The following is a 25,589-nucleotide window of genomic DNA, read 5'->3' as shown; positions in this document are numbered from 1 at the left end:
TACCCGGACAACTCACCGGGCTGATCCGGCCCGGTGAGTTACCGTCGGTCCATGCGTCGGTGGTTGGTGGGCGGGGTTGTCGGCATCGTCGTGGTTTCGGCGGTGCCGGCCGGTCTGTATGTGTTGGCGAATTCGCGGACCTATCAGGTGGCGGGGCGGCTGGTCGATCGGGTGGAGACCGACGAGAAGGTCGTCGCGTTGACCTTCGACGACGGACCCACCGCGCGGACGCCGGACGTGTTGCGGACGCTGGGGGAATTGCAGGTTCCCGCGACCTTCTACCTGGTCGGCGCGGACCTGGCCGCGCATCCCGAATACGGTGCGGCGATCGTGGGCGCGGGTCACGAGATCGGGAATCACTCCTATTCGCACCGGCGCATGGTGCTGGTTTCCGGCGACACCGTGCGCGAGGAGATCGAGCGGACCGACGCCGAGATCCGTCGCGCCGGGTATCCGGGGCCGATCAGCTTCCGCCCGCCGTACGGCAAGAAACTGTGGACGCTGCCGCACTACCTCGCCGACCACGATCGCACCTCGGTGACCTGGGATGTGGAGCCCGATTCCGCGGGGGGCGCGTCACGGGAGGCCATCGTGGGCGACACCCTCGCCGAGACGCGACCGGGATCGATCATCCTGCTGCATGTCATGTACGGGCCCGAATCTCTTGCCGCGGTGCCGGAGATCGTGCACGGATTGCGCGCGCAGGGCTACCGATTCGTCACGGTCTCGGAGCTGCTCGCGCGCTGAGCCGATCCTTGGTCGATGCCGTCTGCGCGGTGGTAGGTGTCCTGCGCCGCGCGGACGGTGTCCATGTTCGATTCCACGACGACGATCAGCGACTTCAGCTGGTTCGCGACCGCCGTGCCCAGTTCCGTGAGCCTGTATTCGACGCGGGGTGGGATCGCTTCGAGCACCTCGCGATGGACCATGCCGTCGCGTTCCAGCGCCTGCAGGGTTTGCGAGAGCATGCGCTCGCTCACGCCGTCGACCCGGCGGCGCAGGGCGCTGAACCGGACCGGACCGTCGAGCAGCGCGACCAGGGCGAGCACCCCCCACCGTCCGGTGATGTTCTGCAGGACGGGGCGGGAATGGCAATTGCGCGCGAAGACGTCGGCTTCCAGCGTGGGGTCGTGGTCCTCGTGGGTCGTCTCGGGCATGCCTCCATCGTACCCACTTGACGCAAGTGCCCACTGAAGGCATAGTGCTTACTAATAGTTAGTACTTGTACCGATGGAGGCAGCAATGACCGTGGCAGTGACAGCAGCAGGCGGAAAGCTCGGCCGGTTGGTCGTGGAGGCTCTGCTCGCCGCAGGGGAGCGACCGGTCTCGATCGTGCGCGATCCGAGCAAGGTGGCCGACCTCGCCGCGCGCGGCGCGCAAGTGCGGCAGGCGTCCTACGACGATCCGGCGGCTCTCGACGCCGCCCTGGCCGGTGTGGACCGGGTGCTGCTGATCTCGGGCAACGAGTTCGGCAAGCGAGTAGCCCAGCACACCACTGTGCTTCGCGCCGCCGAGCGCGCCGGGGTCGAACTGCTGGCCTACACCAGCATTCCGCGCGCCGACCGCAATCCGATGCTGCTGGCCGCCGAGCATCGCGGCACCGAAGAGGTGCTGGCGAGCGCCGCCGTGCCGACGGTGCTGCTGCGCAACAGCTGGTACTGGGAGAACTACGCCGGAGCCGTCGCGAACGCGGCCCAGTCCGGTGTCCTGCACGGCGCGATGGCCCAGGGTCGTGTCTCCGGCGCCGCACGCGCCGACTACGCCGAGGCTGCCGCGCGCGTGCTGACCGGCGAGGGCCACGAGGGCCGCGTCTACGAACTGGGCGGTGACGAGGCGCTGACCGGCGCCGACCTGGCGGCCGCGGCCACCGAGGCGAAGGGCTCCCCAATCCGTTACGCGGACCTCGCCAAGGACGACTACGCGGCAGCCCTGCGCGCGGCGGGTCTCGAGGAGCAGTACGCCGCCGTCCTCGCCGACGCCGACGCCGGCATCGGCGAGGGCCTGCTGGAGGTGACCACCGGCGATCTGACCAAGCTCCTCGGCCGCCCGGCGACCTCGGCGTCCACGGTCTTCGCGCAGTAGTCGCCGCCCCGATGGCGACGGCACAGGGGTAGCTCACCGGGCGCGGGCTCACCCGGTGGGCGACCACCGCCCTGGTTCGGCCGGAGTACCCGGCGAAGCGGTACCGTCGGGGTTGTGGCTGATCAAAATCCCCGTCGACGTTCGCACTCCTGGCTGAGTGGATTGCTGTTCGTCATGGGCACCCTGCACTTCGTAGCGCCCAAGCCGTTCGACAAGATCGTGCCGCCGCAGCTGCCCGGCAACCCGCGGACCTATACGTACGGGTCCGGGGTTGCCGAGCTGGGTGTGGCGACCGCGCTGGCGGTGCCGCGCACCCGGCGGCTCGGCGGGTGGCTGGCCGCGGCGCTGTTCATCGGCGTCTTCCCGGCCAATATCCAGATGACGGTGGATGTGGTCGGTAATCCGAAGGCGCCCAAGGCTTTCAAGGCAGGCGTGCTGGCGCGGCTGCCGTTGCAGATCCCGATGATCGTGGCCGCGCTGCGCGTCGCCCGCCGCTGATCACACCCACTGCACGAGCTGGATGACGATCCCGTTGGGGTCGGTCATCTGGAAGTACCGCTCGCCCCACTCCTCGGTTTCGATGGGCGTCTCGATCGGGACGCCCTCGGCCCGCAGGCGGTCGTATTCGCGGTCGATGTCGTCGACGACGAACACGACGAGCAGTCCCTCGCCCGCGCTGCCGGCGATACGGGCGGGCTTGAACGAGCCGAGGCCGGTGCGCAGGTAGATCACGTCCATGCCCGCATCGGCCCGCGTCACATTGACGAACCCGTCGGCGGCCATCTTCTCGGTGAAGCCGAGGTGCTCGATCAGGAACTGGGCAGAGGTCTGGGGGTCGGCGACATTGAGCGAGAGAGCGGAAGCGCTGATCTGCATGGGGTCTCCTCGGTAGCGGTGAACTCCGTACGTTGTACGCCTTTACTGTGGGAGACTCCGCGCCGACTCGCTATATGACCTGGGTCACACGGTCAGAACGTGTCACGCTCGATCCGCAAGGTCGTGATGGTCGACGCCAGACCCTCGTACTGATTGACCAGCAGCACGATCTCGATCAGCGTCCGCTCGTCGTAGTGCTCGGCCAGCGCGTTCCACGCCGCGTCGTCCACGTTCCGGGTGTTCACCAGCTGATCGGCGATATTCAGCAGGGCCCGCTGCCGCGGAGTCCAGCCCTCGGCCTCGGGACCTGCGGCAACCCGCTCGATCTCGACTGGCGACAGCCCCGCCTTGCGGCCCAGTCGACGATGATGGTCGGCCTCGTAGTCGCATTCGCGCAGCTGAGCGACGCGCAGGATCACCAGCTCGGCCTCGGCGCGCGCCAACCTGCCACCCGGCATGAGCTTGCCGGAGAAATGCAGCCAGCCGCGAAAGAGTCCGCCGGTGCGCCCGAGGGTGCTGAACAGATGCGCGTCCTCGGTGCCCGACGCGCGGGAAAGTACTTGCCAGACAACCCAGTTGATCGGCCCGAGTTCACCGAACCGTCCCGGCGAAACGCGTGGTAGGGGCGCTGAATCCATCTCTGATCCACCTGTCTTCTCGAACATCGTCGGCCAGGATCGGAGCGTACTCGCCGGTATCCGCTCGAGGGGCCACTCCTGTATTCGTGCCGGTTTTCTTTGGTTTCCAGTGGTTTTCGGAACAGTTGCGCGTCATGATCGGTGGGTACCGCAGCGCGCAGCGGCGGTGTGAGGTCGCAGCACTGGTAGGGGAACATCGCACATGCTGGTTCGGATCAGACCGGGTGCCGAGCTCACCGGCGCCGAGCGTGAGCTCGTGGACTGCCTGCGCGCCTATCCGAGTACGGGGCTCGCACTGGTCGACTGCCGGGTGGGTGACCGGCGGCTCGGCGCGGTGATCGTGACGCCGCGCGGGATCACGGTGCTCGAAGTGAAGGGTTTCCGGCGACGGCAGAGCGGGCTGCTCACCGCCGCCGCCGACGGCACCTGGATGATCAGCGACAGTGCGCTGGATTTAGAAGCCGACACGTCGAACGGTCTCACCGACCGGGTCGAACACGGGGTGCACGCGGTGCGGGTCGCGCTGGAGCAGGCGTTGCAGGACAGCAGACACGTCTCCGGCGCGGTGGTGCTCGTGCCGTATCGGGGCGTGGTGGTGCGGCCGGCGCGCACCGCGCTGCGGCCGGGTCTGGACGTACTGGTCGCGAACAGCGTCGATGCGCATGAGCTGCGGGTGTACCTGGAAGGGTTCTCGGCGGGGCCGCGCGAATGGACGGTCGAGCGCGTGCTCACCACCTGTACGGCGCTCGGTGTGGTCGAGGCGCCATCGCGTGCCGAGCTGGTCGAGGAGGGCTTCGACACCCATCGACCCGCGCCGACTCCGGTGGCGCGGCAGGTGCGCGCATTCAGCGAGCCCGCCCCGCCGCCGGATCCGTCGCGGCGGGGAAAGCTCGTCGGCATCGGACTGTTCGCCGCCGCGGTGCTCGGCATCTTCGTGGTCTTCGTGGTCGTCGGCGTGGCGCTGATCCAGGATTCGCCGCATCCGCGCCCGATGTCGGATACGTCGCAGACCTCGACTACCCGTGCGCCCACGTCGGCGACTCCACGCAAGACCGAGTGCTGGCCGTTCCAGACGGACTGCTGATCAATCCCGCACGGCGCGACCGAGTTTGGTGAAGGCGATCGCCTGCTCGGCGCGCACCCGGACGTGCGCGCGGGAGGAGTCGATGTGGGCGGTGAGGGTGTGCAGGGCCTGTTCGCCGTCCCCGGCGAGCACCTGCTCGGCGATGGTGATGTGATCGGCTGTCATGGCCGCCACCCGCTCGGCGGTCGGCACATCCATCGTGCGCACCGGGCGAACCCGCAGGTAGACGGCGGCCAACGCCTCGGCGAGGGCGGAATTGCCCGCCGCTCTGAGCAGCTCGGTGTGGAACCGCTCGTCGGCGGCGACCAGGTCGGGCCCGGGTTCCGGTGGGGTGTCGCGGTATTCGAGCCAGCGGGCCAGCTCGGCGCGCACGGTGGGTAGGTCGTGCTCGGCCGGGATGTGCACCTGGACGGAACCACCCGCGGCGATGCGCTGAAAACCACGGGATTCCAGCACGATTCGCAGTTCGTAGAGCTCGTCGAGTTCGTTCAGGCGTGGCCGGTACAGGTAGAGACCGTCGGGATGTCGCTGCACGAGCCCGTCGGCCTGGAGCCGGGCCAGCGCCTCGCGCACCGGGGTGCGCGAGACGCCGTAGCGCTGGGCCAGCCGTTCGGCGCGCAGCCGTTCGGTCGGCGCCAGTTCCCCGGTGGCGAGGTCGTGGCGGAGTTCGTCGTAGACGCGCGCGGCCAGCGGCACCCGCCGCCCGCCGCCGGCGGGACGCGCGTCCTCGCCCGATCCCCTCCCGGCCATGTGCGCCGCTGCGATCAGATCGCCATCGCCGCGCGGACCGCGGATTCCGCACCTGCCCCGCCTGCCCCGGTCGAGCCGAGATGCCCCGAGTGCAGCACGTAGTACTGTTGCGCGGCTTGCAGTGCGAAGCCGATGTGCTGCTCCACCAGCAGCACGCTCAAACCGCCGCGCTGCGTCAATTCGATGATGGTGCGCTCGATTTCGGCGACCACCGACGGCTGGATGCCCTCGGTGGGTTCGTCGAGGATGAGCAGCTTCGGCTCGGTGATCAGTGCCCGGGCGATGGCCAGCTGCTGACGCTGCCCGCCCGAGAGCAGGCCCGCCTTGCGGGTGAGCAGGTCCTTCAGCGCGGGGAACAGATCGAGGGATTCGTCGATCAGCGCCTTGCCGCGTTTGCGCCCGTCCGCGACCACCTGCAGGTTCTCGGCGGTGGTCAGCTGCCCGAAGCTCTGCTGGCCCTGCGGCACATAACCGATGCCGCGCTTGACCCGTTGGGAGGGCGAGAGTTTCGTGATCTTCTCGCCGTCGAAGGTGATGGTGCCCGATTTGGTGGGCAGCAACCCCACCGCCGCGCGCAGCAGCGTGGTTTTGCCCGCGCCGTTGTGGCCCATGATCGCGACGACGCTGTCGTCGGGCACGGTCATGCTGACACCGTGGATGACCTCGGTGCGCCCGTATCCGGAACGGATGTCGTGTAGCTCAAGCATCGGCCGACTCCTTGTCTGTCGTAACCAGAGTCGCGGTGCCCAGATAGACCTCTTGCACCTTCGGATCGGCCTGCACCTGTTCGACGCTGCCCTCGCTGAGGACCTTGCCGCCCGCGAGCACGGTGACCGAGGTGGCGAAGGACCGCATGAAGTCCATGTCGTGCTCGACGACGATCACCACGCGATCACTGCCGATGCGGCGCAACAGGTTTCCGGTCTCCTCGCGCTCCTCGGCGCTCATGCCCGCGACCGGCTCGTCGAGCAGCAGCACCGACGCGTTCTGCACCAGCAGCATGCCGATCTCGAGCCACTGCTTCTGTCCGTGCGCGAGCACCCCGGCGGGCTTGTCCCGCAGCGCGGTGAGACCCGTTGTCTCCAGGGCCTGTTCGATGCTCGGCAGCACCGACTTGCGCATGCGCAGCAGCGACAGTGCCGAACGCCCGGCACCCGCCGCGATATCCAGGTTCTGCAACACGGTGAGTTGCTCGAACACACTGGCCGTCTGGAAGGTGCGCCCGATGCCGAGGCGCGCGATCTGGTGCACCTTCTTGCCGAGGAGTTCGGTGCCCGACTTCTGCGCCGAACCGGTCGCCGGGACGAGGCCGGTGATGGCATCGATCAGCGTGGTCTTGCCCGCGCCGTTCGGTCCGATCAGGAATCGCAGGTCGCCTTGCAACACCGTGAGGTCGACATCGGTGACGGCTTTGAAGCCGTCGAAACTGACAGTGAGACCACGGATTTCGAGGTAGTCGCTGTCCATGCCCGCGTTGCCGCCGGCTTTGGGTTCGAGTGTCATCGCGCTTGCACCTTCTCCTCGGTGACGACGGCGGCGGGTTCTTCCGGTGCGGGCGGCAGCTTCTTGCGGCTGTCGAGCCAGCCCTTGAACATCGGCCACAGCCCGGCCAGACCGGCGGGGATGAACCCGACGACCACTATGAACAGCACGCCCTGCATGTAGGTCCAGCCCGACGGGAACGACTCCGACAGCGAGGTCTGCGCCCAGGCGACGCCGATCGCACCGAGGATCGGTCCGAGCAGGGTGGTGCGGCCACCGATGGCGACACCGATCAGGAAGGCGATCGACGGGATGACGCCGATATCGGCGGGCGAGATGATGCCGACGATCGGAGTGAACAGCGCACCGGCGATACCGGCGAGGAACGCCGCCACCACATAGGCGACGATCTTGATATTGGCCGGGTCGTAGCCGAGGAAACGCACGCGCTCCTCGGCATCGCGCACCGCCACCAGCAGTTCGCCGTAGCGGCTGCGGTTGAGCTGGCGGATCAGCGCCACCACCACCAGCAGCGTGCCCGACGCGATGAAGAACAGCATCTGCCGGTTGGCCGGGTCCGACAGCCGGAACCCGAAGAAGGAACGGAAGTCCGACAGTCCGGTGAAGCCGCCGATGGCCTGCTGACCGGTGAGCAGGATCGCCAGCGCCGCGGCCAGTGCCTGGCTCAGGATGGCGAAGTAGGCGCCGCGCACCCGGCGCTTGAACACGCCGTACCCGAGCACCGCCGCGACCAGCGCGGGCAGCACCAGGATGCCGAGAATCGCCACCGGCGCGGAACTGAACGGCTGCCAGAATCCCGGCAGTTCGCTGATGCCGGAGATCTCCATGAATTCCGGGACGTCGTTGCCGAGGCGGGCGGCGTCGGCGAGCTGCATGTGCATGGCCATGATGTAGGCGCCGATGCCGAAGAACACGCCCTGGCCCAGGGTGAGCATTCCGCCTCGACCCCACGCCAATCCGATACCGGCCGCCACGATGGCGAAGCAGAGGAACTTGGCCAGAAGGTTCAGGCGGAAATCGCTCAGAACCGCAGGGGCGACGGCGAACAGCAGGATCGCCGCGACGCCGAAGCCGAGTAGTGGTGTCAGCCGCGGGTATTCGCGGAGACGTTCGGTGAGTGCGGTCATGCCAGGCTCCTCGTCCGCACGGTGAACAGGCCCTGCGGGCGGACCTGCAGGAAGATGACGATCAGCACGAACACGATCACCTTCGCGATGGACGCGGTGGTGGAGTATTCGATGAACGAGTTGAGCAGGCCGAGCGCGAACGCCGCGATCACCGTGCCCTTGATCTGGCCGAGGCCACCGATCACGACCACCAGGAACGCGTCGATCAGATAGCTCTGGCCGATGGTGGGGCTCGTCGAACCGATCAGGGTGAGCGCCACACCGGCGACGCCGGCCAGTCCGGAACCGATGAAGAACGTGCTGATATCGGTGAATCTGCTGGAGATGCCACTGGTTTCGGCCAGTCCACGGTTCTGCACGACGGCGCGAATCCGTCGACCCATCGGGGTGGTCTTGAGCACGGCGGCCAGGGTGGTCACCGCGACGATCGCCAGCACCAGGATGAAGATGCGGGTCTTCGGCACAACCGCGCCCGCGATAGTGATGCCGCCACTGAGCCATTCGGGCACCAGCACGTTCTTGGCGGGGGCGCCGAAGATGTCACGCGCGGCCTGCTGGAGCACGAGTCCGACACCGAAGGTGACGAGCAGGGTGTCCAGCGGTCGGTCGTACATGTAGCGGATCAGGCCCATCTCCAGGGCGGCACCGAGCAGGCCGCCGATGAGGAAGCCCATCAGCAGGGACACGACCAGCGACACTCCGGCCGACGAGAAGACTTGCTGCACTACATAAGTGGTGTAGCAACCGGCCATGATGAATTCGCCGTGCGCCATATTGATGACGCCCATCTGACCGAACGTCAGGGAAAGGCCGAGCGCGGCGAGCAGAAGAATGGATCCCAGACTCAGCCCGGTGAAGAGCTGACTGATCAGCACGTCCATTGCAGTGGACTCCTTGGAGATGGGGCGATGTGGGACGCGCGCACTGCGCGTCCCACATCTGTCGGGCTGTTTACTTGAGGCCCTTGGCCCATTCGTAGGACTTCAGGTACGGGTCCGGGGTGATGGCCTTGCCGGAATCCCAGACGGTGTAGATCAGGCCGTCGGGGCGGATCTCGCCGATCCGGGCGGTCTTGGTGATGTGGTGGTTGGAGCCGTCGATGGTGACGGTGCCCTCCGGGGCGTCGAAGCTCACGCCATCGGCGGCGGCCTGAATGTCGGCCACGGCGAACGACTTCGCCTTCTCGACGGTGTTCTTCCACAGGTACACCGAGGCGTACGCGGCTTCCATCGGGTCCGAGGTGGGCTTGTCGGCGCCGAAGGCCGCCTTGTAGTCGGCGACGAACTTCTTGTTCGCCGGGGAGTCGACGGTTTGGTAGTAGTTCCAGGCGGTGAGCTGGCCCGCGATGTTCTGCGCGCCGATGCCCGCGACCTCTTCCTCGGCGATCGATACCGAAACCACCGGCATCTCAGCGGCTTTCAGGCCCGCGTTGGTGTACTCGCGGAAGAAGGCGACGTTGGAGTCGCCGTTGAGGGTGTTGAACACCGCGCCCGCCTTGGCGGCACGCACCTTGTTGACGATGGTGGAGAAGTCGGTGGAGCCCAGCGGGGTGTAGTCCTCGCCCTTGATCTCGATGCCGTTGGCCGCGGCGTAGGCCTTGATCTCGCGGTTGGCGGTCTGCGGGAAGACGTAGTCGGAGCCGACCAGGTAGAGGGACTTTATGCCCTTCTGCTTCAGGTAGTCCAGCGCGGGAATGATCTGCTGGTTGGTGGTGGCGCCGGTGTAGAAGATGTTCTTGGAATCTTCCAGACCCTCGTACTGCACGGGGTAGTAGAGCAGCGAGTTCAGGCTCTCGAACTTGGGCTTCATGGCCTTGCGGCTCGACGAGGTCCAGCCGCCGAACACCGAAGCGACACAGTCGGAGCTGATCAGCTTCTCCGCCTTCTCGGCGAAGGTCTTGGGGTCCGAGGCGCCGTCTTCGAGGACGATCTCGATCTTCTTGCCGAGGACGCCGCCCGCCGCGTTGATCTGGTCGATCGCCAGCTTGGTCGAATTGGCCACGGTGACTTCGGAAATGGCCATCGTGCCCGACAGCGAGTGCAGCGAGCCCACCTTGATGGTGTCCTTGCTGGTGTCGACGCAGGAGGCTGCGGTCGAGCCGGTCGACGCGTCGTCGCGCGCACCACAGCCGGTGAGCAGCAGGCCGGCGACGGCCACCGCGGCAGGCACGACAAGTGCCTTGACCAAACGGGATTCAGACATGGGGCGGTTCTCCTCATCAGGTGTAACGGCGGCGCCACACGCGCCACAACGAATACCGCCGCTGTCTGCCCCGGAGACTGGATGTACACCGAGTTGTATACAGAAGCTGTATTCGTGATTCGAGACAGTAGATGGAACTTGTTGCACCCGAATGTCTCTCGGTCACGTGCCCGTTTCGTCTGTTTCGTCCGTGTGAATTGTTCGTCGGCGACAGCTGGAGAAGGGTCGCCTTGCCTACGGTTGCGTAGGGGCGCGCAGGTGCGGCACGCTTCGATTTGTACAACGTCGAGCCGCCGAGCCACACGGCAATCGGCCGTGTGCGGTCAGTCGAGGAGGGCCCAATGGGGCACTACAAGGCGAACGTGCGTGACATCGAGTTCAATCTGTTCGAGGTCCTGAACCTGGACAAGGTTCTGGACACGGGCGCCTACGGCGACCTGGACTCCGATACGGTGCGCCAGCTCCTCGACGAGGTGAAACACCTGGCCGAAGGTCCGATCGCGGACTCGTTCGCCGAGGCCGACCGGCACCCGGTGGTCTTCCACCCCGATACCCACGACATCACCGTGCCCGATCCGCTGCGCAAGACGGTGGACGTGGTGCACGAAGCGGGCTGGTACCGCCTGGCCATGCCGGCGGGTATGGACGGCACCGCCGCCCCGAACGCGCTGATGTGGGCGATCAACGAGCTCATCATCTGTGCCAATCCGGCGGCCAGCTTCTTCAACATGGGCCCGATGATGGGCTCGGTGCTCTACGAGATCGGCAACGACGAACAGAAGCGCTGGGCACAGGGCGGGTTCGAGCGCGGGTGGCAGGCGACCATGGTGCTCACCGAGCCGGATGCCGGATCCGATGTCGGCGCTGGTCGCACCAGGGCCGTGCCGCAGCCCGACGGGTCATGGCACATCGACGGGGTGAAACGGTTCATTTCCGGCGGTGACGTGGGTGATACGGCCGAGAACATCTTCCACCTGGTGCTCGCCCGGCCGGAGGGTGCAGGCCCCGGCACCAAGGGGCTTTCGCTGTTCTACGTGCCGAAGTTCCTCTTCGATCCGCAGACGCTGGAACCGGGCGACCGCAACGGTGTGTACGTGACCGGGGTCGAGCACAAGATGGGGATCAAGTCCTCGCCGACCTGCGAGGTGACCTTCGGCGGCACCGCGGTGCCCGCCAAGGGCTGGCTGGTCGGCGATGTGCACAACGGCATCGCCCAGATGTTCAAGGTGATCGAGAACGCGCGGATGACGGTCGGTGTGAAGTCGTCCGGGACATTGTCGACCGGGTATCTGAACGCGCTCGAGTACGCCAAGACGCGGGTGCAGGGCGCGGATCTGACGCAGGTCGCCGACAAGGCGGCGCCGCGCGTCACCATCACCCATCACCCCGATGTGCGCCGGTCGCTGGCCATGCAGAAGGCCTACGCGGAGGGGTTGCGAGCGGTGTATCTGTATACCGCCGCGCATCAGAATGCGGATGTGGCGCAGCTGGTGTCCGGTGCCGATCCGGAGACCGCGCACCGCGTGAACGATCTGCTGCTGCCGATCGTCAAGGGCGTGGGATCCGAGCGCGCGTACCAGTTGCTCGCCGAGTCGCTGCAGACTTTCGGCGGCTCCGGCTATCTGCAGGACTATCCGATCGAGCAGTACATCCGTGACGCCAAGATCGACTCGCTCTACGAGGGCACCACGGCGATCCAGGCCCAGGACTTCTTCTTCCGCAAGATCATTCGCGATCGTGGCGTCGCCCTGGCCCACGTGAACGCGCAGATCGGCGGCTACCTGGACAATGACACCGGCCGTTTCGCCACCGAGCGCGCCCTGCTGCGCACCGCCCAGGCCGACGTCGGCGCGATGGCCGCCACCCTCACCGGCTACGCCATGGCGGGCCGGAGCGAGCCCACCGAGCTCTACAAGGTGGGCCTCGGCTCGGTTCGCTTCCTGATGGCGGTCGGCGATCTCCTCATCGCCTGGCGCCTGCTGGTCCAGGCCGACATCGCCGCCGCCGCCCTGGCCTCCGACGCCGCACCGCGGGACCGCCCCTACTACCAGGGCAAAGTCGCCGCGGCGAGTTTCTTCGCCAAGAATGTCCTCCCCGAACTCACCGCTACCAAGAACATCCTCGCCGCCATCGACAACGACATCATGGCGGTCCCGGAGGAAGCCTTCTGAGCAGCTATTTGATGAGGTAGGGCGAGACCGAGCTGCGGTGTTCGCTGATGTCGAGGGCCTTGCCCAGCGGCGGGAAGGCGCGCTGGGGGCAGTTGGAGCGCACGCACACTCGGCAGCCCGCGCCGATAGGGGTGGCGTTGGCTTCGCCCAGGTCGATGCCGTCGGCGTAGACGACGCGGCCCGCGTGGCGCAGCTCGCAGCCGAGGCCGATCGCGAACGTCTTGCCGGGTTGGCCGTAGCGGGTGGCGCGGCGTTCCACGGTGCGCGCGATCCAGAGGTATTTGCGGCCGTCGGGCATCTGGGCGATCTGGGTCATGATCTTGCCGGGGTAGGCGAAGGTCTCGTAGACGTTCCAGAGCGGGCAGGTACCGCCGCTGGCCGAGAAGTGGAAACCCGTGGCGGACTGGCGCTTCGACATATTGCCCGCGCGGTCGACGCGGACGAAGGAGAACGGGACGCCGCGCAGGGTCGGCCGTTGCAGGGTCGACAGGCGGTGGCAGATGGTTTCGAAACTCTGCGAGAAATGCGCCGACAGGCGTTCGATGTCGTAGCGGAAATTCTCGGCTACTTCGTGAAAGTGCGTGTAGGGCAAGACCATCGCGGCCGCGAAGTAGTTCGCCAGGCCGAGCATCGCGAGTTTGTGCGACGCGTCGGAGGCGAAATTGCCCTCGTCGACCAGTTTTTCGAGGAGCGGGCCGCATTCCAGATAGGCGAGTTCGGCGGCGAGTTTGAAGGTGCGCTGTCCACCGGACAGGTGTGGGGAGATCTCGAGCTGTTTGGTCTCGGGGTCGAAATGGTGCAGCACGCCCTCGCCGAGGTCGATGCGCTCGCTGATCCGCACGCCGTGCGCACGCAGCAGGCGCACGATCTCGGTGCTCACCTCGCCACCGTGGAACCGGATGCGCGCGGTGAGATCCTCTGCGGCGGTATCCAATTCGTGGATGTAGTTCTGGCGCTGATAGAAGTAGTCGCGCACTTCCTCGTGCGGCTTGCTGATCGCGGCGCTGCCGGAACCGTCGGCGAACCGATCCTCGGTGGCGGCGGCCAGCTGCGCGCTGGTGTTGCGGTAGCGGTTGTGCAGGGCCACCAGGGCGCGCGCCATCGACGGATGGGCGGAGACCATGTCGGCGATCTGCTGGGTGTCGGCCTCGATGCCGAGCTCGGCGTCCATCACCACTTCGGACAGCTCGGCGATGAGCCGGGTGTCGTCCTGGGCGGAGAAGAAGGTGGGGTCGACGCCGAAGACCTCGTTGATGCGCGTGAGCACCGGCACGGTGAGCGGTCGCACGTCGTGTTCGATCTGGTTCAGATAGCTGGCCGAGATCTCCAGTTTCTGCGCGAGCGAGACCTGGCTCAGCCCACGTTCGGTCCGCAGCTGGCGCAGCCGCGCTCCGACATAGGTCTTGGCCATATGTCCAGTTTAGGGGCGGTTTCGCAGGCTTGCCAATGGATTCTTAACAACGGGGCTCGAGCTCTGTGTCACACCCTCGCGATACTGTCGTTGGGTGCTGTTCAGCGATGTCGTCACGGCCTCCGCGGCCGTGCGGGCGACCCGGTCGCGCAAGGCGAAAACCGCCGCGCTGGCCGAGCTCTTCGGCGCCGCGGACCCGTCCGAGATCGGGACCGTGGTGGCATGGTTGTCCGGCGAGCTGGTGCAGGGCCGGATCGGGGCCGGGTGGCGCACGGTGGCCGGGCTCGAGACCCCGCCGAGTGGCGACGCGAGCCTCACCGTCGGCGCGGTGGACGACATCTTCTCCCAGCTCACCGGCCTGAACGGCAAGGGCTCGACCAACCGGCGCCGCGAATTGCTGACCGCGCTCTTCACCGCCGCGACCGAGGATGAGCAGTCCTTCCTGGTCCGCCTGCTCACCGGCGAACTCCGGCAGGGCGCGCTCACCGCGATCGTGGTCGAGGCGCTCGCACAGTCCACCGGCATCCCCGTCGATGTGGTGCGCCGAGCCCATATGCTCTCGGGCCGGCTGCCCGTCACCGCGATCGCCGCGCTCGCCGGGGGCGAGCAAGCCCTGGCCGCGTTCCGCCTCGAAGTAGGACGCCCGGTAGCGCCGATGCTCGCCGCACCCGGCGGTTCGCTGGACGAGGCCCTCGCCGAGCTGGGCTCCGGCATCAGTGTCGAACACAAGCTCGACGGCGCCCGCATCCAGGTGCACCGCGACGGCGACCAGGTCTGGGTCTTCACCAGAACCCTGCGCGACATCACCGCGGGCGTCCCCGAACTCGTCGAGCTGGTCAAGACCCTCGACTGCGCCACCGTGGTCCTGGACGGCGAAACCCTCGCCCTGACCGACGCGGGCCGCCCGCGCCCGTTCCAGGAGACGATGAGCAGGTTCGCGACCATCGGCGATCCACGCCGGTTGCACCCCTATTTCTTCGACTGCCTGCACCTGGACGGCATCGATCTGATCGACGAACCACTGCGCATCCGGCGCACCGCGCTGGAGCGGGTCGCGGGCGATCACAGCATTCCCGCGCTCATCGCGCCGACCCCAGAGGCCGCCGCCGACTACTACGACGACGCACTGGCGGTCGGCAACGAGGGCGTGATGGTCAAGGCGCTGGATGCCCCGTACGCCGCGGGCAGGCGCGGCAAAGCCTGGCAGAAGATCAAACCCGCGCACACCCTCGACCTACTGGTGATCGGCGCCGAATGGGGGTACGGCCGCCGCACCGGGTTCCTGTCCAACCTGCATCTGGCGGCCCGCGATCCGGAGACCGGTGAGCCGGTGATGGTCGGCAAGACGTTCAAGGGCCTCACCGACGAACTGCTGCGCTGGCAGACTGAGGAATTCCCGCGCCACGAAACCCACCGCGACGGTCAGGCCGTGTACCTGCGTTCCGAACTCGTCGTCGAGATCGCGCTCGACGGCGTCCAGACCAGTACCAAATATCCGGGCGGAGTCGCGCTGCGCTTCGCCAGGGTGGTGCGGTACCGGCCGGACAAGGAACCGGCGGAGGCCGACACCATCGAGGCGGTGCGCGCGCTCGGCGTGGCCGCCGGCTGAGCTCAGCCGCTGGTCGTGCGACTTACCCGCAACAGTTTGGCAATCCGGCGGCAGCATACGACACACTGTTCCGGTGAGCGCCGAACTAATGGTCCTGTTGATCGTCATCGTCACAGCTCTCGCGTTCGACTTCACCAACGGATTCCACGACACGGCCAACGCCATGGCGACCTCGATCGCCACCGGTGCGCTGAAGCCGAAGACGGCAGTCGCGCTCTCGGGCGTGCTGAACCTGATCGGTGCGTTTCTGTCGGTATCGGTCGCGGCGACGGTGGCGAAGGGGATCGTCCAATTGGACGATGTGGGCGGGCAGGACCTGCTGGTCATCGTCTTCGCCGGCCTGGTCGGCGGCATTCTGTGGAACCTGTTGACCTGGCTGCTCGGCCTGCCGTCGAGTTCCTCGCACGCCCTGTTCGGCGGCCTGATCGGGTCGACGATCGCCGCGCTGGGCTGGAACGGGGTGATCTGGGCATCGGGGTCGGACGGGGTGCTGATCAAGATCGTGCTGCCCGCGCTGCTCGCGCCGGTGATCGCGGCCATCGTGGCGGCCATCGGCACGTTCCTGGTGTACCGGATCACCCACGGCGTCGACCGGGAGAAAACCGAAGAGGGCTTCCGCTGGGGCCAGATCGGTTCGGCCTCCCTGGTCTCGCTGGCGCACGGCACCAACGACGCGCAGAAGACGATGGGCATCATCTTCCTCGCGCTGGTCGCCTACGGCTCGCTGGGCAAGGACGACCACATGCCGCTGTGGGTGATGGCCGCCTGCGCCGTCGCGATCGCCCTCGGCACCTATCTCGGCGGCTGGCGGATCATCAGGACCCTCGGCAAGGGCCTGGTCGAGATCGAGTCGCCGCAGGGCCTGGCCGCCGAGTCGACCTCGGCGGCGATCATTCTCACCTCGGCGCACTTCGGTCTGCCGCTGTCGACCACGCAGACCGCGACCGGTGCGATCCTCGGTACCGGCATCGGCAAGGGCGCCGAGGTGCGCTGGCGGGTGATGGGCCGGATGGCTGTGGCCTGGCTGCTGACCCTGCCGATGGCGGGCATCGTCGGCGCGATCTGCTGGGCGATCGCCAACGTCATCGGTGGACTTCCCGGCGTGCTCGTGGTGTTCGGCCTCCTGATCGCCGGGGCGCTCGGAATCTATCTCCGGTCGCGCCGTGACCCGGTCGGCACTCACAATGTGAACGAATGGCCCGATGGCCATCAGCCACCCACCTCGGCACAGGCGCCGATCGACCAGAACCATGCCGGGTAGAGGGGAGCGATCGTGCACACCGTGATCACCAATCTGAGTTCACTGTGGGAAGTGGTGCTCGCCGCGCTGATCTTCGGCGCGGGTGTGCCCGCGGTCTTCGCCTTCGCGGTGCGGTGGTGGGGCAATGCCGAGACCGTCGACGCCGAGGGCCGAGTCCGGCGCAACTATCCGGCGCTGGCGGGCGCGGTGACCTGTCTGGTCCTCATCGTCGTCGTGGTGATCACCGGAATCCTGTTCACCGCCAAGGCGTTCATCGCCCACCAGTTCGGCATCCACCTGTTCGGCCAATCATGAGTGAGGAAGCCATGACCGATCCGAACCCCACCCCCGCGACCCCGCCGGTCCGTGGCAACCTGCTCTCGCGGGTGCTCGGGTGGCTGCGCGCGGGCTACCCACAGGGCATTCCCCAGTCCGACTATGTCGCCTTGTTCGCCGTGCTGCACCGCCACCTCACCGACTACGAGGTGACGGTGATCGGGGAGAAACTGGTGGAGGCGAATCCGAATCGGGAATCGATCAGCGAGGCCGAAATCGCGGCCGCCATCGCCGATTTCGCGAAGCAGCAGCCCGCGCCCGACGACGTCTCGCGGGTGGCTTCGCATCTGGCCGCCGGTGGCTGGCCGTTGGCCGAACCGCTCGACGACGGCGAACCCACTACCGAACAGAATTGATCATCGCCAGTTCGACAATTCCGATACGCCAGCGGAATTCGCTCGCGGCGACAATGGCGAATCGCCCGGCTGCCCGGCCATCGCGCGCTAGCATGCATCCGTGGTTCGGCGTGCGGATGTAACCGATAGTGGTCGTAGTTACGGTGGATTGTCGCGCCAGCAGCGAGTCGCGCTACGCCGCAACAGGTTGACCGACGCGGCGCTGGAACTATTCGGTACCCAGGGATATTCGTCGACCTCGATCGAGCGGCTGTGTTCGACCGCGAATGTGTCGACCCGCAGTTTCTACGAAGACATCGGTAGCCGTGAGGCATTACTGATCGCACTCGTCGACCGGTTGAACGCGGCCGCGTTACGGCGCCTCGACGAGGCATTGGAGCACACCAGCGAACAGCCGCTGGTGGTCCGCGTGGTGGAGAGTTTCCGTGCGTTCCTCGCGGTGACCTGCCGTGATCGCCGGGCGGCGCGGGTGTTCTATGTCGAGGTCGTCGGGGTGAGTCCGGTGGTGGAGGAATGGCGGCGCGCGCAGCGGCGGTCGATTTCGGCACTGCTCACCCGGGAAGCGCAGCGCGCCGCCGAACGGGGCGAAGCGGAATCGCGCAGCCTGCACCTGTTCGGCCTCGCGGTAATCGGCGCCGTGAATTCCCTCGCCCAGGAGATGGTGCACGCCACCGTTCCCGGCGACGCGATCTCGGTCGACGAGATCTGCGAGGAGATCGCCTATTTCATCCGCTCCGGGCTCACGGTGCGCACCGCGGTCGCGCCCACCACGTAGCTGCCGGCAACGCAGAAACGGGAGGCATCCGAATCCGGATGCCTCCCGCTTTCAGTGGGAAATCAGATACCCATGCCCTGTGCGAGCAGCGGCCACGACTCGTGCAGCGCCTGCTCCCAGTACGGCCAGTAGTGGGTGCCCATCGGGGTGAACTGGTAGGTCGCCGGGATACCCAGCGAGTCCAGCTTGGTCTTCAGGTTCTGGCTGCAAGCGTTGGTCGCCGCTTCGATGCCGATACCGAGACCGAGGTTGATCACGCCCATCGGGCCGGGCGAACCGTTGAGGTAGTAGGCCACGTCGGCGTTGGTCGGCATGCCGCTACCGCTGGAGATGTAGAGGTTGGTGCCGCGCAGCTTCTCCGCGTTGATGACCGGGTCGTTCTCGACCCACGCGGGATCGTTGTCCGGGCCGTACATGTTCGCGGTCTTGCCACCGGCCCAGGTCTCCACGGAGAACTTGACGGCCTGCTTGCCCATCGGGTCGGCGATCTGCGCGCAGCCACTGTAGGCGGCGACGGACTTGAACAGACCCGGGTTGGCCTCGGCCAGCTGCAGCACCGAGGTGCCGGAGGTGGACAGGCCGGCCAGCGAGTTCAGGCCGGTGGAGTTCAGTGCGCCGTCGAGCAGCGGCGGGAGCTCCTGGGTGAAGAAGGTGCTCCACTTGTTCAGGCCCAGCTTCGGGTCTTCGGCTTTCCAGTCGGTGTAGTAGCTGCCGCGGCCACCGATCGGCTGGATCACATTGACCTGCTTGTCGGCCAGGAAGCTGAGCGCCTGGGTCTGCGCAGCCCAGCTGGCGGTGCCCTCACCGCCGTCGAGGCCGTTGAGCATGTAGAAGTTGGGGGCCGGCTTGGACTCGTCGACGGGACGCTGCACGTCGATCGTGATGTCCTTCTTCATCGCCGCCGAGTACACCTTCAGATGCCACACGCGTCCGTCTTTGACGATGGACGACACGGCTGAGGGCTTCTCGGGTTCGGCGGTCGCGGCGCCACCGGCGACAACGGCCACCGACAATGCGGCGGTCAGAGCCACGGCGGTGGTGCGCAGCGCGGCCACGGTACGTAGTGCAGAGAGCTTCATCGAACAGTCGGTTCCAGTCCACGGGCCCTGTCGGGCACGTCATCGCAGTGCTTCCCCCGGTCGCCGAGAGCATATGCGCTCGACGCCTGCAGGGCTGTCAGATCCTCCGACACTCTATGTCCTCTCACAGGACCGAATCGTTACCGGTTCACTTTTATGGTGACCTCGAGCACGGTTTACGGGGGCGCAATCTGGGCTGTGATTCGGAAATGCCGCCGCAACCAGGCGCTCTTATGGTGACGAGCATGGGTAAGGAAATCCCCGGTAGCGCGACCACCGGGATCGAGATCAGTGGGTTGAGCAAGACCTTCACAGTGGGCCGCAACACTGTCGACGCGCTGGACTCGGTCGATTTGCGGACTTCTCACGGCGCATTCCTGTCATTGCTCGGGCCCTCGGGCTGCGGCAAATCGACGGTGTTGCGGATTCTGGCCGGCCTGGACGAGCCGAGTGCGGGCACCGCGCGGATCAACGGTATGTCCCCGGAACAATTGCGCGGTGGCGCCGAGCTCGGTATCGCGTTCCAGGATTCGGCGTTGCTGCCGTGGCGCAGTGTGGAATCGAACATCCGGCTGCCGTTGCAGGTGGCCGGGCTGCCCGCCGAACCGGACCGGATCGCCGAACTGATCGCGCTGGTCGGGCTGGAAGGGTTCGAGAAGGCCAAGCCCGCGCAGTTGTCCGGCGGTATGCGCCAACGGGTTTCGATCGCGCGAGCGCTGGTCGTGCAGCCGTCGGTGCTGTTGCTCGACGAACCGTTCGGCGCGCTCGACGACATGACCCGCCAGCGCTTGAACCTGGAACTGCTGCGCATCTGGACCGAGAAGCCCGCGACCACACTGATGGTCACCCACGGCATCGGCGAGGCGGTGTTCCTGTCCGACGTGGTGGCGGTGATGAGTCCGCGACCGGGCCGGGTGCTGGAACTGGTCGAGATCGACCTGCCGCGTCCGCGCACACCCGAGATGATGCGCACACCCGAATTCCACAAGCTCTGTGACTACCTGTCGGAGCTGCTCTTCGGGCGGGGTGGGGTGGCATGAGTGTGGCGACAGCCCGGCGGATCCCGGCCGACCTGGGCCGGGTGGCCGGGGCACTGGGTGTGGTGGTGCTGATCGCCCTGTGGTGGGCGCTGGCCGCCGCCGGAACCGCGGGCGGGACGATTCCCTCACCGGGGCGGGTCCTTTCGACCATGTGGTCGGACGGGTGGGGCCTCTACGGGCCCAACTTCCAGGTCACCGCGATCGGGGCGTTGCAGGGCTTCCTCTGGGGCAACGTGCTCGCGATCGGGGTCGCGGCGCTGATCATGCTGGCGCCGCGGATCGAACCTCTCGCGACCCAGCTGGCCATCCTGAGCTACTGCACGCCGCTGGTGGCGCTGGGCCCGATCATCCTGGTGGTGTTCGGCGGGCGCACGCCCACGGTGTTCCTGGCCGCGATGTACTGCTTCTTCACCACCATGGTCGGCGCGGTGAGTGGATTGCGCTCGGCCGATCCGGCGAGCCTGGATCTGGTGCGCGCCTACGGCGGTGGCCGCTGGCAGCAGCTGTATCGGGTGCAGGCCATCGCCGCGCTGCCGAATACGTTCGCCGCCTTGAAGATCGCCGCGCCGTCGGCGGTGCTCGGGGCGATCATCGGTGAGTATCTGGGTGGCGTCGACAGCGGCATCGGAGTCGCGCTCACCGCGGCCCAGACTGCCTACAACGTGCCACGCACCTGGGGCATGGCGATCGCCGCAGCCGCGCTGGCCGGGCTCGGGTACCTGCTGGTGGCGGGCGCGGCCCGCCTGATCACGCCGTGGACGACGGTGGAGGAGGGGCGATGACCACCACCGTCGCGCGCCGGATCGGCCGCTTCCTGCTGCCGCTGGCGACGTCGCTGATTCTGTTGCTCGTCATCTGGACGCTGTTTCTTCGCCTGTTCCCGCAGATCGGGCCGCGAGTGGGCAAGACGCCGTCGGATGTCTGGGCCTATCTGGTCACTTCGGCGGGTGCGCCTGCGGCGCGGCAGGCGATCGTCGACGACCTCGCGATCACCCTCGGTGACGCGGCTTCGGGGTTCGTCGTCGGGATGCTCGGCGCGATCGGCGTGGCCGCGCTGTTCGTGCTGTATTCGGCTGTGCGGCAGACGTTCATGCCGGTCGCGATGCTGTTGCGGTCGGTGCCGCTGGTCGCCCTGAGTCCGATCGTGGTGCTGATCTTCGGCCGAGGCACGGCGGGGGTGACGGTGCTGACGGCGATCGTCGTGTTCTTCCCCGCCCTGGTGATGATCATGACGGGCCTGCGCGAAGCGCCCAGGCAGGCAATGGAATTGGTGACGGCCTACGGCGGCACACGGTGGACGCGACTACGGATGGTCGCGGTGCCCGCCGCGCTGCCGTCGGTGTTCGCCGCGGCCAGGGTCTCGGTGCCCGGCGCGTTGATCGGCGCCCTGCTGGGTGAATGGCTCGGCAGTGGAACAGGATTGGGTGCGAGCCTGGTACGGGCCATCCCGATGTTCCAGTACAACCGGCTGTGGGCGTCGATCGTGGTGGTCACGGTGGTATCGGTGTTGCTGTACGCGATCGTCGGCGTGATCGAGAACGTGGTGCTCGCGCGCTTCGGCCCGAGCGCCGGAAAGTAAGGAATAGCGGCGGAACGTGGCGGCAAAGAGAACGAAACGCATCGAACCTACATTTTGCGTATGAACAGTATCGACCGTCGTTCCTTTCTCCGCTTTTCCGCATTGACCGGCGCGGCGCTCGGCGGCGCCGGGCTGCTCGCCGCCTGCGGCGGTAGTTCGGCCACTTCCTCGAACGGCTCGACCGACGACGGCTCGAAATTCGGCAAGGTCGCTGTCCAGTTGTCCTGGATCAAGAACATCGAATTCGCGGGTGAGTATTTCGCCGATTCGAAGGGCTATTTCAAGGATGCGGGATTCGGTGCGGTAGATCTCGTCGCGGGTGGCGCGGCGTCGACTTCGGTGGAAGCCGGTCTCGATACCGGCAAGATCTGGCTCGGCCTCTCCGCGCCGCAGACCACCGCGCCCGCCGTGCTGGAAGGACTACCCGCCAAGATCGTCGGCGCGACCTATCAGAAGAACCCGTTCGCGATCGTGAGTTCGGCGGGCAAGCCGATCACATCACCCATGGAGATGAAGGGCCGCAAGATCGGTGTGCAGGACACCAATCAGCTCATCTTCAGCGCCCTGCTGGCGGCCAATGGCATCAGTCCCGGCGATGTCACCGTGGTGCCCGCACAGTTCGATCCGACGCCGCTGGCCAACGGCGAGGTCGACGGCTGGGTGAGTTATGTGACCAACGAGCCGATCACCCTGGCCGCCAAGGGCTTCGCCAACGACCACTTCCTGTTCGCCGACTTCGGTCTGCCGCTGGTCGCGGAGACATTGACGGTGAGCCAGCACACCATCGACAACGAGCGCGACAAGCTCAAGGCCTTCCTGACCGCCCAGATCAAAGGCTGGAAGGACGCTGTCGCCAACCCCGCCGAGTCCGCGCGGTTGGCCGTCGAGGTCTACGGCAAGGACCTGAAGCTCGACCTCGCCGAGCAGACCGAGGAGGCCACCGCGCAGAACGACCTGGTCGTCTCGGCATCGACCAAGACTGACGGCCTGCTGACGATGTCGGACGCGCTGATCGAGCAGAACATCGCCGCGCTGCGCACCGCCAAGATCGACATCAAGGCCGACCAGCTCTTCGACCTGTCCGTCCTGCGTGAGGTGTACGCCGAGAACCCGGGCCTGAAATAAGAACCCGGTCGGCGCCGCGAAGCCGTGGCGCCGACCGGTACATCAAATGGCCATACCCACAGCGGCTGTCGACCCGTAGTCGCGCTGAGCCGCGAGGCGAAGGCCCGCGCGGGAGGCGAGGAAGTCGGCGGTGATGAAGACGGCGGTCTCGGCGGGAGTGCGCGGGCCCGCTTCCAGGCCCGCGGGTACGTGCACGCGCGACAGGGTCGGCTCGTCGAAGCCGCCCGCGCGCAGGTCGTCGAGGCGACGAGCCTGGTCGGCAGGGGTGCCGAGGGCGGCTAGGTAGCCGAGCTCGGGTAGTCGTAACGCGACGGTGAGCAGCGGGATCTCGAAGCGCGGCTCGTTGGCCAGCACGACGATGGCGGTGCTGTTGTCGACCTCGCCCGCGGCCGAGAGGGTGTTGAGGTAGCGATGCGGCCAGTCGACGACCACTTCGGCGCCGGGGAACGAGGCCGGGTCGGCGAACTCGGGACGCGAGTCACAGATGGTCACCCGGTAGCCGATCATCCGCGCCTGCGCGACGAGCGTGGCCGCGTACGCGTTGGCGCCGAAGATGATCAGGCGCGGCGGCGGGCAGTACGAGGCGACGAACAGATCCGACTCGGGCAGCGCGACGAGTTCGGTCGCGTGCTTGCGATCGGTGACCAGATGCTGGCCGATGACATCGGGATCCTGATTCCACACCACGGTGAACACGGTGACCCGGCGATGGGCTTGGATATCGGCGGCGATAGTGGGGAATTCGGGAAAATCGCGGCAGGAGAACGGTTCTACGAAGATATCGACGAGTGTTCCGTCGTCGGCGCTCGATTCCAGACCGGTGAGCATGCTGTAGCGACGCAGTTGCCGGACGCCGGTGCGACCCGCTTCCAATGCCGCGTCGTAGACGGTCTCTTCCAGCCGTCCGGAGGCGATCGATCCGAAGACGCCACCGTTGGGGGTGACGAGCATCGAAGAGCCGATGGGTAGGGAATTGGTGCCGATGGTACGGACCACGGTGGCGAGGCCGCCCGTACGGCCCGAATGCCACACTCGCAGAAGGTCATCGACGATATCGCGCATATCTCACAACTCCGATCACCGTGCGCCGACTTCCGGGAAATCGCGATCGGTCCCTGTCGCCAAGTCGTCGCACGTGACGCACACCATATCCTGTCGACCGCCCAAATAGGAACCGGCCCCGATATCGCCTGCGGCTACTTCGGAAATGGCTTCCCAGTGCTTGTTCTCGATCACAACGGGGTGTCCAGGTGTGTTGTGAAACACAGCACGGGCAAGTCCGCTCTTGCTCGCGCGCGCCGCGGCGAGCACTCTGGCGACAACATCGCCCCCGATATCGGGGATGTCGACGGGCAGAAACGCCACGTAACGGGTGTCGGTTTCGGTGGCGGCGCGCAGGCCCTCGCGCACCGTCGCGGAGAGTCCGGTCGCCCAGTCGGCGACCCACCGGCATCGGGTGCCGTCGGGCAGTCCGAGGGCGGCCGGATCGGGTCCGGTCGCGCCGAGCATGACGACCACCGGACCGCAGCCGCCGTCGCGCAGGGCGGTGATCGCCGAACGCAACCAGGCGCCGTCCTCGGCGAGTGCCTTGGGTTTGCCGTATCGCGTGCCCGCACCCGCCGCGAGGACGATGCCCGTGCACGAGGCGTGCGCGGAACGGTCGAGTGGAGGCATGTGAGCGAAGGTAATGACGCAATGTTGCCGGTCGATTACAGCAGGGGAGCGCACCGGCGACGACACGCCGACGTGATGGACTGCACATCGGTGGCGGCGGGCCGGGGATCGCGCGATGCTGGATCGATGACGAGCGAAGGGCTGAGCCTCGCGGGTTTCAACGATCTACCTGCGAAGACTGCCGAAGATGCGCTGCTTGCCTGTTGCTCGGCGCCACGCTGGGCGCGGGCGATCGCGGCCGCGCGTCCCTATGCCACCACCGACGCGCTGTTGGCGGCGGCCGAGGCGGGAACGGCCGCACTCGACGACGCCGAGATCGACGAGGCGCTGGCCGGTCACCCGCGGATCGGCGACCGCCCGACCTCGGCGGCCTCCGCGCGCGAGCAGTCCGGGGTGGCGGGCGAGGACGTGCGCGTGGCGCTGGCCGAGGGCAATCGCGCTTACGAGGCGAAGTTCGGCCATATCTACCTGGTCTGCGCGGCAGGTCGCAGCGGCGAGGAGTTGCTGGCGATCTTGTGCGCGCGGTTGGACAACGATCCGTCTACTGAAAGGCAGGTCATGCGAACAGAACTGACGAAGATCAACCGGCTGCGCCTGGCGGGGCTGGTGACGCCATGACGAGCGTGAGTACCCACGTGCTCGACGCCGTGCGCGGGGTCCCCGCCGCAGGTGTCGCGGTGTTGCTGATGCGCGGGGAGCAGCGGCTCACCGAGGCGCTCACCGACGCCGACGGCCGGGTGAAAGAGCTGGCGGCCGGACTCAATCCGGGCGACTACCGGCTGTTCTTCGATACCGGCAGCTACTTCGCGGCGCAGGGCACCGAGACCTTCTATCCGGAAGTCTGCGTCGCGTTCACGGTGGGTGAGCAGTCGCATCTGCATGTGCCGCTGCTGCTGTCGCCGTTCGCCTTTTCCACCTACCGAGGGAGCTGA

29 protein-coding genes are annotated in these 25,589 nt (G+C 67.0%); 16 read left to right on the top strand and 13 right to left on the bottom strand.

Annotated elements, in window-relative coordinates:
* The first annotated feature begins 51 nt into the window (after nt 1-51).
* Nucleotides 52-747 carry a polysaccharide deacetylase family protein gene (locus tag ACFQ9R_RS15140; protein ID WP_378991152.1) on the top strand — a complete coding sequence of 232 codons (696 nt, stop codon included), beginning with the start codon at nt 52-54 and terminating at the stop codon, nt 745-747.
* Here ACFQ9R_RS15140 and ACFQ9R_RS15135 read toward each other — a convergent pair.
* Complete coding sequence (locus tag ACFQ9R_RS15135; protein ID WP_378991150.1) at nt 708-1,157, bottom strand: winged helix-turn-helix transcriptional regulator; 450 nt, start codon at nt 1,155-1,157, stop codon at nt 708-710. The genes ACFQ9R_RS15140 and ACFQ9R_RS15135 overlap by 40 nt on opposite strands.
* A gap of 85 nt (nt 1,158-1,242) precedes the next feature.
* Between ACFQ9R_RS15135 and ACFQ9R_RS15130 the strand changes: the two genes are divergently transcribed.
* Nucleotides 1,243-2,082, top strand: a complete 840-nt coding sequence (locus ACFQ9R_RS15130) for an NmrA family NAD(P)-binding protein (RefSeq protein WP_378991149.1) — start codon at nt 1,243-1,245, stop codon at nt 2,080-2,082.
* 174 nt (nt 2,083-2,256) lie between these two features.
* The gene (locus ACFQ9R_RS15125) at nt 2,257-2,580 is read left to right on the top strand and encodes a hypothetical protein (RefSeq protein WP_378991245.1); all 324 of its coding nucleotides are present in this window, start codon (nt 2,257-2,259) and stop codon (nt 2,578-2,580) included.
* On the opposite strand, the gene ACFQ9R_RS15120 is transcribed toward ACFQ9R_RS15125, so the two are convergent.
* A complete protein-coding gene (locus tag ACFQ9R_RS15120) occupies nt 2,581-2,958 on the bottom strand; it encodes a VOC family protein (RefSeq protein ID WP_378991148.1) in 378 nt (125 codons plus the stop codon).
* A gap of 92 nt (nt 2,959-3,050) precedes the next feature.
* Nucleotides 3,051-3,596 (bottom strand): carboxymuconolactone decarboxylase family protein, encoded by a 546-nt coding sequence (locus ACFQ9R_RS15115; RefSeq protein WP_378991146.1) that lies wholly within the window; start codon nt 3,594-3,596, stop codon nt 3,051-3,053.
* Nucleotides 3,597-3,798: 202 nt separating this feature from the next.
* Here ACFQ9R_RS15115 and ACFQ9R_RS15110 point away from each other — a divergent pair, with 202 nt between their 5' ends.
* Nucleotides 3,799-4,680, top strand: a complete 882-nt coding sequence (locus tag ACFQ9R_RS15110; RefSeq protein ID WP_378991145.1) for an NERD domain-containing protein — start codon at nt 3,799-3,801, stop codon at nt 4,678-4,680.
* Here ACFQ9R_RS15110 and ACFQ9R_RS15105 read toward each other — a convergent pair whose 3' ends face one another.
* From ACFQ9R_RS15105 to urtA, 6 genes are all read right to left on the bottom strand, one after another.
* On the bottom strand, nt 4,681-5,430 hold the full coding sequence (locus ACFQ9R_RS15105) for a GntR family transcriptional regulator (protein ID WP_378991144.1): 750 nt from the start codon (nt 5,428-5,430) through the stop codon (nt 4,681-4,683).
* A 14-nt stretch (nt 5,431-5,444) separates the two neighbouring features.
* Entirely contained in the window at nt 5,445-6,137 is a 693-nt protein-coding gene (gene urtE / locus ACFQ9R_RS15100) for an urea ABC transporter ATP-binding subunit UrtE (RefSeq protein WP_056814706.1), read from the bottom strand.
* A complete protein-coding gene (gene urtD, locus ACFQ9R_RS15095; protein WP_378991142.1) occupies nt 6,130-6,933 on the bottom strand; it encodes an urea ABC transporter ATP-binding protein UrtD in 804 nt (267 codons plus the stop codon). The genes urtE and urtD overlap by 8 nt, the downstream gene beginning before the upstream one ends.
* A complete protein-coding gene (gene urtC, locus ACFQ9R_RS15090; protein WP_378991140.1) occupies nt 6,930-8,060 on the bottom strand; it encodes an urea ABC transporter permease subunit UrtC in 1,131 nt (376 codons plus the stop codon). Before urtC ends, urtD begins: the two co-directional genes overlap by 4 nt.
* Nucleotides 8,057-8,941 (bottom strand): urea ABC transporter permease subunit UrtB, encoded by an 885-nt coding sequence (gene urtB, locus ACFQ9R_RS15085; RefSeq protein WP_266293973.1) that lies wholly within the window; start codon nt 8,939-8,941, stop codon nt 8,057-8,059. Before urtB ends, urtC begins: the two co-directional genes overlap by 4 nt.
* Before the next feature lie 70 nt (nt 8,942-9,011).
* The gene (gene urtA / locus ACFQ9R_RS15080; protein WP_056814694.1) at nt 9,012-10,262 is read right to left on the bottom strand and encodes an urea ABC transporter substrate-binding protein; all 1,251 of its coding nucleotides are present in this window, start codon (nt 10,260-10,262) and stop codon (nt 9,012-9,014) included.
* Between the two features lie 341 nt (nt 10,263-10,603).
* On the opposite strand from urtA, the gene ACFQ9R_RS15075 reads away from it, so the two are divergent.
* Nucleotides 10,604-12,433, top strand: a complete 1,830-nt coding sequence (locus ACFQ9R_RS15075) for an acyl-CoA dehydrogenase (RefSeq protein ID WP_378991139.1) — start codon at nt 10,604-10,606, stop codon at nt 12,431-12,433.
* A 4-nt stretch (nt 12,434-12,437) separates the two neighbouring features.
* On the opposite strand, the gene ramB is transcribed toward ACFQ9R_RS15075, so the two are convergent.
* Nucleotides 12,438-13,844 (bottom strand): acetate metabolism transcriptional regulator RamB, encoded by a 1,407-nt coding sequence (ramB, locus tag ACFQ9R_RS15070; RefSeq protein ID WP_378991138.1) that lies wholly within the window; start codon nt 13,842-13,844, stop codon nt 12,438-12,440.
* A 94-nt stretch (nt 13,845-13,938) separates the two neighbouring features.
* Between ramB and ACFQ9R_RS15065 the strand changes: the two genes are divergently transcribed.
* The 5 genes from ACFQ9R_RS15065 (at nt 13,939) to ACFQ9R_RS15045 (ending at nt 18,160) form a co-directional block, all read left to right on the top strand.
* The gene (locus ACFQ9R_RS15065) at nt 13,939-15,453 is read left to right on the top strand and encodes an ATP-dependent DNA ligase (RefSeq protein WP_378991136.1); all 1,515 of its coding nucleotides are present in this window, start codon (nt 13,939-13,941) and stop codon (nt 15,451-15,453) included.
* 73 nt (nt 15,454-15,526) lie between these two features.
* Nucleotides 15,527-16,714, top strand: a complete 1,188-nt coding sequence (locus ACFQ9R_RS15060) for an anion permease (protein WP_378991135.1) — start codon at nt 15,527-15,529, stop codon at nt 16,712-16,714.
* A 12-nt stretch (nt 16,715-16,726) separates the two neighbouring features.
* A complete protein-coding gene (locus tag ACFQ9R_RS15055; protein WP_378991133.1) occupies nt 16,727-17,008 on the top strand; it encodes a hypothetical protein in 282 nt (93 codons plus the stop codon).
* 11 nt (nt 17,009-17,019) lie between these two features.
* Nucleotides 17,020-17,385, top strand: coding sequence for a DUF3349 domain-containing protein (locus ACFQ9R_RS15050; protein WP_378633940.1), 366 nt, complete (start codon nt 17,020-17,022; stop codon nt 17,383-17,385).
* A 148-nt stretch (nt 17,386-17,533) separates the two neighbouring features.
* Nucleotides 17,534-18,160: a TetR/AcrR family transcriptional regulator gene (locus tag ACFQ9R_RS15045; protein WP_358186529.1), complete on the top strand. Its 627-nt coding sequence runs from the start codon at nt 17,534-17,536 to the stop codon at nt 18,158-18,160.
* Nucleotides 18,161-18,222: 62 nt separating this feature from the next.
* On the opposite strand, the gene ACFQ9R_RS15040 is transcribed toward ACFQ9R_RS15045, so the two are convergent.
* On the bottom strand, nt 18,223-19,239 hold the full coding sequence (locus ACFQ9R_RS15040; RefSeq protein WP_378991131.1) for an alpha/beta hydrolase: 1,017 nt from the start codon (nt 19,237-19,239) through the stop codon (nt 18,223-18,225).
* Nucleotides 19,240-19,484: 245 nt separating this feature from the next.
* On the opposite strand from ACFQ9R_RS15040, the gene ACFQ9R_RS15035 reads away from it, so the two are divergent.
* The 4 genes from ACFQ9R_RS15035 to ACFQ9R_RS15020 are packed head-to-tail and all read left to right on the top strand — an operon-like array spanning nt 19,485 to nt 22,983.
* Nucleotides 19,485-20,279 carry an ABC transporter ATP-binding protein gene (locus tag ACFQ9R_RS15035; RefSeq protein WP_378991129.1) on the top strand — a complete coding sequence of 265 codons (795 nt, stop codon included), beginning with the start codon at nt 19,485-19,487 and terminating at the stop codon, nt 20,277-20,279.
* Complete coding sequence (locus tag ACFQ9R_RS15030; protein WP_378991127.1) at nt 20,276-21,061, top strand: ABC transporter permease; 786 nt, start codon at nt 20,276-20,278, stop codon at nt 21,059-21,061. Before ACFQ9R_RS15035 ends, ACFQ9R_RS15030 begins: the two co-directional genes overlap by 4 nt.
* A complete protein-coding gene (locus ACFQ9R_RS15025) occupies nt 21,058-21,858 on the top strand; it encodes an ABC transporter permease (protein WP_378991125.1) in 801 nt (266 codons plus the stop codon). The genes ACFQ9R_RS15030 and ACFQ9R_RS15025 overlap by 4 nt, the downstream gene beginning before the upstream one ends.
* Before the next feature lie 60 nt (nt 21,859-21,918).
* Entirely contained in the window at nt 21,919-22,983 is a 1,065-nt protein-coding gene (locus tag ACFQ9R_RS15020; RefSeq protein ID WP_378991123.1) for an ABC transporter substrate-binding protein, read from the top strand.
* A gap of 42 nt (nt 22,984-23,025) precedes the next feature.
* Here the strand turns inward: ACFQ9R_RS15020 and ACFQ9R_RS15015 are convergent, their stop codons facing one another.
* Together ACFQ9R_RS15015 and ACFQ9R_RS15010 are read right to left on the bottom strand one after the other, a co-directional pair.
* Nucleotides 23,026-24,045 (bottom strand): XdhC family protein, encoded by a 1,020-nt coding sequence (locus tag ACFQ9R_RS15015; protein ID WP_378991121.1) that lies wholly within the window; start codon nt 24,043-24,045, stop codon nt 23,026-23,028.
* Nucleotides 24,046-24,060: 15 nt separating this feature from the next.
* The gene (locus ACFQ9R_RS15010; protein WP_378991119.1) at nt 24,061-24,657 is read right to left on the bottom strand and encodes an NTP transferase domain-containing protein; all 597 of its coding nucleotides are present in this window, start codon (nt 24,655-24,657) and stop codon (nt 24,061-24,063) included.
* Here ACFQ9R_RS15010 and uraD point away from each other — a divergent pair, their 5' ends adjacent.
* Nucleotides 24,658-25,275, top strand: a complete 618-nt coding sequence (gene uraD, locus ACFQ9R_RS15005) for a 2-oxo-4-hydroxy-4-carboxy-5-ureidoimidazoline decarboxylase (protein WP_378991117.1) — start codon at nt 24,658-24,660, stop codon at nt 25,273-25,275.
* A complete protein-coding gene (gene uraH / locus ACFQ9R_RS15000) occupies nt 25,272-25,589 on the top strand; it encodes a hydroxyisourate hydrolase (RefSeq protein ID WP_378991115.1) in 318 nt (105 codons plus the stop codon). Before uraD ends, uraH begins: the two co-directional genes overlap by 4 nt.

Origin of the sequence: Nocardia sp. NPDC056541, from assembly GCF_042794235.1 — a bacterium.
Taxonomy (GTDB): domain Bacteria; phylum Actinomycetota; class Actinomycetes; order Mycobacteriales; family Mycobacteriaceae; genus Nocardia.
Note: the sequence above shows the minus strand (reverse complement) of the source record. Positions and strands in the feature narration are given on the sequence as shown.